7 protein-coding genes are annotated in these 9,200 nt (G+C 73.0%); 4 read left to right on the forward strand and 3 right to left on the reverse strand.

Annotation, left to right across the window (positions count from 1 at the left end):
* The first annotated feature begins 178 nt into the window (after positions 1 to 178).
* Together manB and AN218_RS20785 are read left to right on the forward strand one after the other, a co-directional pair.
* A complete protein-coding gene (gene manB / locus AN218_RS20780) occupies positions 179 to 1,261 on the forward strand; it encodes a mannose-1-phosphate guanylyltransferase (protein WP_070018405.1) in 1,083 nt (360 codons plus the stop codon).
* 140 nt (positions 1,262 to 1,401) lie between these two features.
* On the forward strand, positions 1,402 to 2,391 hold the full coding sequence (locus AN218_RS20785) for a DNA-3-methyladenine glycosylase family protein (protein ID WP_079132398.1): 990 nt from the start codon (positions 1,402 to 1,404) through the stop codon (positions 2,389 to 2,391).
* 29 nt (positions 2,392 to 2,420) lie between these two features.
* On the opposite strand, the gene AN218_RS20790 is transcribed toward AN218_RS20785, so the two are convergent.
* The 3 genes from AN218_RS20790 to AN218_RS20800 form a co-directional block, all read right to left on the reverse strand.
* Positions 2,421 to 3,869 (reverse strand): coenzyme F420-0:L-glutamate ligase, encoded by a 1,449-nt coding sequence (locus tag AN218_RS20790; RefSeq protein WP_079132396.1) that lies wholly within the window; start codon positions 3,867 to 3,869, stop codon positions 2,421 to 2,423.
* A complete protein-coding gene (cofD, locus tag AN218_RS20795) occupies positions 3,866 to 4,858 on the reverse strand; it encodes a 2-phospho-L-lactate transferase (protein WP_070018407.1) in 993 nt (330 codons plus the stop codon). Before cofD ends, AN218_RS20790 begins: the two co-directional genes overlap by 4 nt.
* Before the next feature lie 86 nt (positions 4,859 to 4,944).
* Complete coding sequence (locus tag AN218_RS20800; protein ID WP_070018415.1) at positions 4,945 to 5,394, reverse strand: cysteine dioxygenase; 450 nt, start codon at positions 5,392 to 5,394, stop codon at positions 4,945 to 4,947.
* A gap of 917 nt (positions 5,395 to 6,311) precedes the next feature.
* On the opposite strand from AN218_RS20800, the gene AN218_RS20805 reads away from it, so the two are divergent.
* Both AN218_RS20805 and AN218_RS20810 read left to right on the forward strand, forming a co-directional pair.
* A complete protein-coding gene (locus AN218_RS20805) occupies positions 6,312 to 6,575 on the forward strand; it encodes a WhiB family transcriptional regulator (RefSeq protein ID WP_070018408.1) in 264 nt (87 codons plus the stop codon).
* 237 nt (positions 6,576 to 6,812) lie between these two features.
* A partial coding sequence (locus tag AN218_RS20810) for a glycosyltransferase family 2 protein (RefSeq protein ID WP_070018409.1) occupies positions 6,813 to 9,200 on the forward strand: 2,388 nt, incomplete at its 3' end.

Below are 9,200 nucleotides of genomic sequence, written 5' to 3' on the forward strand. Positions count from 1 at the left end.
TGCCGCGCGGGTCCCCTTCCCCGTGCGGTACGGGCGCGCGGCGCGAGCCGTACCGCACGGGCGCGAGCAGCTTCCGGGCGCGCCCCGGAAGATCGCCGTCCCTGCATAAACTGGCCGCCGCCGTCCCGGCCCCCGTCCGGCTCGGGCCCCCGCCGCCGTCAGGAAGCGAAGACACACGGTGACAGAAGCGATCCTCCTCGTCGGGGGCAAGGGCACCCGGCTGCGTCCGCTGACCGTGCACACACCGAAGCCGATGGTGCCGGCGGCCGGAGTCCCCTTCCTCGCCCACCAGTTGGCGAGAGCGCGGGCCGCCGGTGTCGACCACGTGGTGATGGCGACCTCGTATCTCGCGGAGGTCTTCGAGCCGTACTTCGGCGACGGTTCGCAGCTCGGACTGCACCTGGAGTACGTCACCGAGAAGGAGCCGCTCGGCACCGGCGGCGCCATCCGCAACGTCGCCTCCCGGCTGCGTTCCGCGCCGTCCGACCCCGTCCTCATCTTCAACGGCGACATCCTCACCGGCCTCGACATCGGCGCACTCGTGGCCACCCACACCCGCAGCGGCGCCGACGTCTCCCTCCACCTCACCCGGGTCGAGGACCCGCGCGCGTACGGACTCGTGCCCACCGACGAGGACGGCCGCGTCACCGCCTTCCTGGAGAAGCCGCAGACGCCCGAGGAGATCGTCACCGACCAGATCAACGCCGGCGCCTACGTCTTCGACCGCTCGGTCATCGACACCATCCCCGCGGACCGTCCCGTCTCCGTCGAACGGGAGACCTTCCCCGGCCTGCTCGCCGAAGGGGCCCGCCTCCAGGGCATGGTCGACTCCACGTACTGGCTCGACCTGGGCACACCGCAGGCTTTCGTCCGCGGCTCCGCCGACCTCGTGCTCGGCCGGGCGCCCTCCCCGGCGCTGCCCGGCCGCTGCGGCGAACGGCTCGTGCTGGACACGGCGAGCGTCGCGCCCGACGCGAAGCTCACCGGCGGGACGGTCGTGGGCGCGGGGGCGACGATCGGCGCGGGTGCGCGGATCGACGGTTCGACCGTGCTGGACGGTGCCCTCGTCGAACAGGGCGCGTACGTACGGGACTCGCTGATCGGCGCCGGTGCCCGCGTCGGCTCGGGCGCGGTCCTCGACGGTGCCGTGGTGGGCGACGGCGCGGTGATCGGCGAGCGCAACGAGCTGCGCGACGGCCTCCGCGTGTGGTGCGGGGCGCACATCCCGGCGGGGGCGGTGCGCTTCTCGTCCGACGAGTGAGTCCGACGAGCGGGCGGACCGTACGGCGGGACGTACGGGCGGGGCGCGGTTCGCCCGTCGGTCCTCAACTCCTGTGCCCACGGCCCGAGTCGGGCCTGGTTCCGCCCCTCCCCGTATGCGCCGGGCGCCGCGCGCATACGCTGTCGGCCGTGTCCGCACAGCCCGCCGTCCGCATCTGGAACGCCCCCGCGTCGTACGACCTGGGGGGCAGTCTGCGTGTGCTGCGGCGGGGTCCGTACGACCCCTGCTTCCGCGCCGAGGGCGGTGCGGTCTGGCGTGGGACGCGTACGCCCGCGGGCCCGGCGACGCTGCGGATCACGGCCGGAGGGCGCCTCGAACCGGCAGATCCGGCAGACCCCGCAGAGGCGTCGGGCTGTGCCGGTGGTTCCGCGGGCTCCGTTCCCGTACGCGCCGAAGCCTGGGGACCGGGCGGCGACTGGTGTCTCGAACGGCTGCCCTCGCTGCTCGGCGCGGACGACGACCCGTCGGCCTTCGTCCCCCACCACCGCCTCACCCGCGAGGCCCACCGCCGCCACCCCGGGCTCCGACTGGCGCGCACCGGGCTGGTGATGGAGGCGCTGATCCCGTCGGTGCTGGAGCAGAAGGTGACGACCCACGAGGCGTACCGCGCGTGGCGGCTCCTCGTGCGCCGGTACGGCGAGCGTGCGCCCGGTCCGCACGACGACCTCTACGTCATGCCGGACGCCCGCGGTTGGTGCCGCGTTCCCTCGTGGGAGTGGCACCGTGCGGGCGTCGATGACAAGCGCTCCGCCACGGTCGTCCGCGCCGCCCAGCGCGCCCCTCGTCTGGAGGAGGCCGCGTCGATGGAACTGGCCGCGGCCATGCGGCGGTTGCAGCTCATCCCGGGCATCGGCCCGTGGACGGCCGCCGAGACCCTGCAACGCAGCAACGGCGACCCCGACGCGCTGACGGTCGGCGACCTCCATCTCCCGCGCATCGTCGGCTACTCGCTCACGGGCGCGCGCGACACCGACGACGCCGCGATGCTGGAACTGCTCGCTCCGTACGAGGGCCAGCGGCACCGCGCCGCCCGGCTGATCCTGCTCGCCGGACGGGCACCGGCACGGCGCGAACCGCGCTTCCCCATCGGGAACATCGCCCGTCTGTGACGTCGCGTGGCGCGACGCGTTCCGTGCGCTCAGCGCACCTCGGTGAAGTCGCCGCCGTCCCGCGCAGGCCGCCGCTTCGGCGGCGCCGCGGCGTGGCCCACGGCGACGGCGCCCATCGGGTCCCAGTCGGCGGGCAGTTCGAGGACGTCGCGTACGACGTCGCGGCAGAACATCGTCGACGAGACCCAGGCGGAGCCCAGTTGCTCACCGGCCAGCGCCACCAGGAAGTTCTGGATGCCCGCGCCGCACGCGACGACGAACATCTCCCGCTCCGCCGCGGAGCGCCGTGCGTCCGGGTAGTCGTGCGCGCCGTCCGCGACGAGACACGGCACCACGAGGTAGGGCGCCTCGCGCAGCACGTCGCCCCGGCGTACGCGCTTGGCGATGCTCTCCTCGCTCTTGCCGTCCGCCCGCAGATCCGCGATCCACTGCTCGCGCATCGCGTCGAGCAGCTTCCGCCGCGACTCGGGCGACTCCAGCAGGACGAAGCGCCACGGCGTCGTGTGATGCGGTGCGGGCGCCGTCACCGCCGCGTCGACGGCCCGGCGCACCGCGCCGCCGTCCACCGGCTCGGAGGTGAACTCCCGTACGGTGCGCCGCAGTTGGAGCGCCTCCCGTACGGCCTCGGAGGTGCCCAGCCGGAACATGTCCTGCGCGGCGTCCCGCACCAGGGACCGCGCGGAGGCCGGCGGCTCCCCCGACTCCCGTACGTGCTGCGGCAGTCCGCGGACGACGGCCACGGGAAGGCCGTCCGCCTTGCCCTTCACCAGCTCGCCGGCGGCGGCCAGTTCGTCGCCGACGGCCGTGACCGTCACGCCCAGCGGATTGCCGAACGTGTCGAGGCCGCCGCGCAGATCCTCCAGGACGCGTACGCCCGCGGCGCCGATCGCGACGTCGGTCTGGCCCTCGCGCCACGGCCGTCCGAAGGTGTCGGTGACGACCACGCCGACGTCGGCGCCCAGCGCGTCCCGTACGCCCTCGCGGATGCGCCGGGCCGAGGCGTCCGGGTCCTCGGGCAGCAACAGCACAGTGCCCTTGGGGGTGTTGGAGGCGTCCACGCCCGCCGCGGCCATGACGAAGCCGTGCCGGGACTCCACGATGCGCGCGGGCCCGCGGCGTGCGACGACCCGTACGGTCTCCGCGTCGATGGCCTCCTCGCGGTCGTCGGCGCGTACGACGCGGCCCTCGGCCTTGCTCACGATCTTCGAGGTGACGATGAGCACGTCGCCGTCGACGAGCCCGCCGGGAGCGTCCGCGCCGGCGGCCGTCTCCGCGTCCGTACCGTCCGAAGTCCCCGTCAGCGCACCGACGATGAGCTTCACCAGATCGTCGCCGGGCCGCACCTCGGGGATGCCGGGCAGCGCCCAGACCCGGTACGCGGGCAGGGGCCGCCGGGCGCCGTCGCCGGTGCTTCCCGTGCCGGAGCCGACGTCCGGTGCGCCGCCGGCGCCGTCTCTGCCGCTCGCCCCGACCGTCATGCGTTCACCTCTTCCGCCAGCGTGAGCGCCTCCCGCGCCATGGCGGCCGTCGCCTCGGTGCCGGTCATCATCAACGGCACGGCGCGGCACCGGATTCCGGCGTCCTCGACGGACTGCACCGAGCCCGCGTCCACCGTGTCGACGAGCCAGCCGTCGAGCAGCCCGCTGCCGTAGTGCTGTGCGACGGCGGCCGCGGTGGACTCGACGCCCACCGCCGCGAGGACCTTGTCCGCCATGCCGTGCACCGGTGCGTCCCCGACGATCGGCGACAGCCCGACCACCGGCACTCCGGCCTCCGCGATGCCCTCACGGATCCCCGGCACGGCGAGGATCGTCCCCACGCTGACCACCGGGTTGGAGGGCGGGAAGAGGATCACGTCCGCCTCGGCGATCGCGTCGAGCACACCCGGCGCGGGCTTCGCGCTCTCGGCGCCCACCGGTACGACGGCGTGCGCGGCGACGGAGGCCCGCAGCCGCACCCAGTACTCCTGGAAGTGGACGGCCTTGCGGCTCTCGCCGCCGTCGTTCTGCGGTCCGTCCGCCAAGTCGGCGGTGTCGATGAGCACATGGGTCTCGACGCGGTCGTCCGTCATCGGCAGCAGCCGCACCCCGGGCTGCCAGCGCGCGCACAGCGCCTCGGTGACGGCGCTGAGCGGATATCCGGCGCCCATCATCTGCGTACGGACGATGTGGGTCGCGAAGTCCCGGTCGCCGAGCCCGAACCACTCGGGGCCCACGCCGTAGGCGGCCAGCTCCTCCTTCACCGCGAAGGTCTCGCCGGCCCGGCCCCAGCCCTGTTCCTCGTGGATGCCGCCGCCGAGCGTGTACATCACGGTGTCGAGGTCGGGGCAGACCTTCAGCCCGAAGAGATGGATGTCGTCACCGGTGTTGCCGACGACGGTGATCTCCGCGTCGGGCGCCGCCTCCTTCAGTCCACGGAGAAAGCGCGCGCCACCGATGCCCCCGGCCAGAACCACAATCCGCTCCATGCGGACCAGTGTGTCAGCAGGGCTTCGCGGTCCGGCAGCGCGGTCGGCGCCGTACGGAGGTCACCGGGCCCTCGGGACACGGCGGTTCAGTCGGCGGCGAGCTGCACGGTCCCGGCGGAGCACGCGGCGACGGGCTCGTGCATCGGCATCTCTGTCAGCCCCGGGAAATAGACGTGCAGACTGACGACGGGAACGAGGCTCTCGTTGACCACCTCGTGCACATATCCGGGCGCGAACGTACGCAGCGCCTCGGCCCGCAGCGCGCGGCGCGTCCCGCGCGCGTACTCGGTCAACTCGCCCTCCAGGACGGTGAAGACACCGGACGAGGGGCCGTGCCCGTGCCGTCCGCTGCCCTGTCCTGGCAGCCAGCTCAGCAGCCACACCTCGTAGCCGGGCCCGGTGCGCAGCCGGTGGTACCAGCGGCTCGCGGCGTCGTAGCGCACCAGCGGCGCCCAGCCTGCGCGGTCGGCGGCGATCGTACGGGCCAGCCCGGCGAAGCCCGCGACGGTGTCGGGATGGCGGGGCACGGCGGGCATGAGGTGGGGGAGGGCGAGCGGATCGCCCCCGATCTGGATGTCGCTCTGGACGTCGGCCTGGACGTCGCTCTGGATGGCGCTGTTCGCTGCGGGGCTGTTCACGTCGGGATGGTCTTTCGCGCTGGGGCGCCCGGTGCGTTGCCGGACGGAAGGCGGACGACGGACGACGGGCGGAGAGCCGTCGGGGATGCGGTGGCCGCGGCGGGCCACTTGGCTGGAGCGGGGCCGGAGCGGGGCCGGACCGGGTGCGCGGACCGGGCAGGGGATCTGCCGGGCGGCGCCGTGCGGTCGGCCGGTCAGTCGCTCAACAGCAGCGGCGGCGTCGACAGGAAGTGAGACAGGAACAGCGGCAGTGACCCGTGGCGACGCGAGCAGCGCGAAGGGGCCGCGCGGCGGCGGCCGTGAAGAGCTCGGGAGTCACTGGCATGCGGCCAAGGAGACCGAGAGAGGGCTGCCGCTGTCAACTCAGGCGTCGCGTCGGAGCCCGGTTGTTCATCACATCCGGTTGCCGTCCCTGGCGAAAGGTTTGTGCGTCATGGGGAGCGGACACCTGGCGCAACACTCGCGCACATGAACGTCGTTGTGCATCTGTGACCAAGCCGTGATCGCGGCTGTGCGGCCCGTCCGCGGCCCGTCCGCGGCCCGTCTGCGGTCCGTCCGCGGTCACTGCCTCCGGCGTCCCACGGGAAAACCGGACGACTGGGTTCCGAGCAGTGATCGGCGGTCCGTATGGGCAGGTTCGTGGTGATATGAACACTTACCGTCTTCGCTTGGTTCCGCAGAGTGAATAACGGACTCAATAGCAGATCTCGGCTTGACTGGTGCGGATCGGCACACTTGTAATTTCACACGTGTCGTTCAGTCACGATCGATAACGACAGCATCACGGGGAAGCAAAGTACGGACGAGGGGCGCACATGACCGAGCTGTTCCAGGAAGTGCTGGTCGAAGAAGGAGAAGAGGAGCTCGGCTGGCAGGAACGCGCGTTGTGCGCCCAGACCGACCCCGAGTCCTTCTTCCCTGAGAAGGGCGGCTCCACCAGGGAGGCCAAGAAGGTCTGCCTCGCCTGCGAGGTCCGCTCCGAATGCCTGGAGTACGCGCTCGCGAACGACGAACGCTTCGGTATCTGGGGCGGATTGTCCGAGCGTGAACGGCGGCGCCTGAAGAAGGCCGCTGTCTGAGCAACTCCCGGACGCCCGGCGTCCGTACGTGCACGGCTTCTTTCACGGACGAGAAGTCCCCTGGGTTGCACGGCTGGTTGTACGACTGCGAGCAGGACCGGATGGGCTCCCGGCACCGAGCCGTTAGTGTGTGGCGCGTCCTTGGCGTACGGCCCCACCGCGGGGAGTGCGCCTACGAGTCCGACGCAGCGTCTCCGGGGGATCGCCCCCGGTACCCCGGGAGGGGCCCGCACCTCGATGTCCGTGCACAGCCATTCGGCTGCCCAGTACGAGGCGGCCACACCTGAGTTCCCCCGGCACGTCGTCACCGCCGTGCTGGTCTCCCACGACGGCGCGAGGTGGCTGCCCGAGGCCCTGTCGGGCCTGCTCTCCCAGGAACGTCCCGTCCAGGACGTCATCGCGGCCGACACCGGCAGCGCGGACGAGTCCGCCCAGATCCTCGCGGAATCGCTCGGCCCCGACCGCGTCCTGCACATGGCACGCCGCACCGGGTTCGGCGCCGCCGTCGACGAGGCCGAACGCACCGCGCGCGTACAGACGCCCGACGACCTTCCGTATCTCAAGCGCCCCAGCGGCTGGGACCCGGTCACCCGTACCTGGCGCGACGACGCCTACGACATGCCGGAGCTGCCGCACGGCGAGCCCGTCCACTGGCTGTGGCTGCTGCACGACGACTGCGCACCCGAACCGGACGCGCTGGCACGGCTGTTGAGGATCGTCGACGCCGACCCGGACGCCACGATCGTCGGCCCCAAGCTGCGCAGTTGGTACGACCGCAGACAGCTCCTCGAAGCCGGGGTGTCGATCGCGAACAGCGGACGCCGCTGGAGCGGCATCGAGCGCCGCGAACAGGACCAGGGCCAGCACGACCAGGTGCGTACGGTCCTGTCGGTCTCCACCGCCGGGATGCTCATCCGCCGGGACGTCTTCGAGCAACTCGGCGGCTTCGACCGGCATTTGCCGCTGATGCGGGACGACGTCGACCTGTGCTGGCGTGCGCACTCCGCCGGGCACAACGTGCTGATCGTCCCCGAGGCGGTCGTCCGGCACGCCGAGGCCGCCTCGCGTGAGCGCCGTCCCGTGGACTGCGTGGGCCGCGGAGCGCGCGGCGGCGCCAGCCCGCACCGCGTCGACAAGGCCGGCGCCGTCTACACGCTGCTCGCCAACGTCCCCTCGTCCAAGCTCTTCTGGGTGATGCTGCGGCTCGTCCTCGGGACGCTGCTGCGCACCCTCGCCTATCTCGTCGGCAAGGCGCCCGGACAGGCGCTCGACGAAGTGCGGGGCCTGACCGGGACGCTGCTGCGGCCCGGACGGATCCTGGGCGCGCGGCGCAGACGGGGCAAACCCGCCGTCCCCTACGGCGAACTGCGGCATCTCTTCCCGCCGCCCGGCGCGACCGTACGGGCCACCGCCGAGCAGGTCGCGAGCAACTTCGGGGGCCGCGCCGAACCGGACATGTCCTCGGGCGGACGGCACGGCGCCGTCGAGTCCGGGCCGGGCGACGAGGACGCGGACTATCTCCAGGTCGAGCAGTTCGCGCGGCTGAAGCAGATCGCCCGCAAGCCGGGCCCGGTGCTCTTCGCCGTGCTGCTGCTGGTCTCCCTGATCGCCTGCCGCCAACTGCTGGGCGGGGGCGCGCTCGCCGGGGGCGCGCTGCTGCCGGCGCCCGCCGACGTCGCGGACCTGTGGGGCCGTTTCGCCGACGGCTGGCACCCCGTGGGCATCGGCGGCACACAGACCGCGCCGCCGTATCTCGCGATCGTCGCCGGCGTCGCCACCGTCTTCTTCGGCAGTACGGGCTTCGCGCTCACGCTGCTGCTGGTGTGCTCGGTGCCGCTGGCCGGATTCACCGCGTACTTCACCTCGCGCCCGCTGGTGGAGTCCCGGCTGCTGCGGGCCTGGGGCAGCGTCGCGTACGCGTTCCTGCCCGCGGCCACGGGCGCGCTCGCGGGCGGCCGCATCGGCACCGCCGTACTGGCGATCACGCTGCCGCTGCTCGCGCGGGCCGCCGTCGCGGTCAGCGGGCTGCGGGGCAGGCCGGGTTGGCGTTCCGTATGGGGCTATGCGCTGCTGCTGACGCTGGCGACCTCCTTCACACCGCTGGTGTGGCTCATCGCCGTGACGCTGCTCGCGGTGGTGCTCGTACTGCGCAGGCTGGGCCTCACGGACGGCCTCGGCGAGAGTGAGACGGCCGCGGACGAGGACGGCGGGTCCGACGGACCGCTGCGCGGCGTCCTCGCGCGCAACGCCGCCGCGCTGCTCACGCCGATCGTGCTGCTCGCCCCCTGGTCGCTCTCGCTCTTCACGGACCCGGCGAACCTCTTCCGCGAGGCCGGGCTGACGTACGGAGCCGGATCAGCCGACGCCCTCGGCCTGTTGACGCTGACGCCCGGCGGGCCGGGTGCCGTCGGCGGGCTGCTGCTGGTCGGTGTGGTGCTCGCGGCGCTGGCCGCGCTGCTGCGCGGCGAGCGGCAGGCGGCGATCCGCGCCGCGTGGGCCGTCGCACTGGTCGGACTGCTGTACGCGGGGGTGGCCAACAGCGTCGCGTGGGCCGGTCCGGCCACGCTCGTGTACGGGATGGCGCTGCTGTGCGCCGCCGTGCTGGGAGCCGAGGGCGCCAAGGAG

This window comes from Streptomyces nanshensis (genome assembly GCF_001751255.1).
Taxonomy (GTDB): Bacteria; Actinomycetota; Actinomycetes; order Streptomycetales; family Streptomycetaceae; genus Streptomyces; species Streptomyces nanshensis_A.

Coding starts and splice junctions, on each gene's coding strand:
- AN218_RS20790 (WP_079132396.1), bottom strand. CDS start 3,869: ATGACGGTCGGGGCGAGCGGCAGAGACGGCGCCGGCGGCGCACCGGAC.
- cofD (WP_070018407.1), bottom strand. CDS start 4,858: ATGGAGCGGATTGTGGTTCTGGCCGGGGGCATCGGTGGCGCGCGCTTT.
- AN218_RS20800 (WP_070018415.1), bottom strand. CDS start 5,394: ATGCCCGCCGTGCCCCGCCATCCCGACACCGTCGCGGGCTTCGCCGGG.
- AN218_RS20805 (WP_070018408.1), top strand. CDS start 6,312: ATGACCGAGCTGTTCCAGGAAGTGCTGGTCGAAGAAGGAGAAGAGGAG.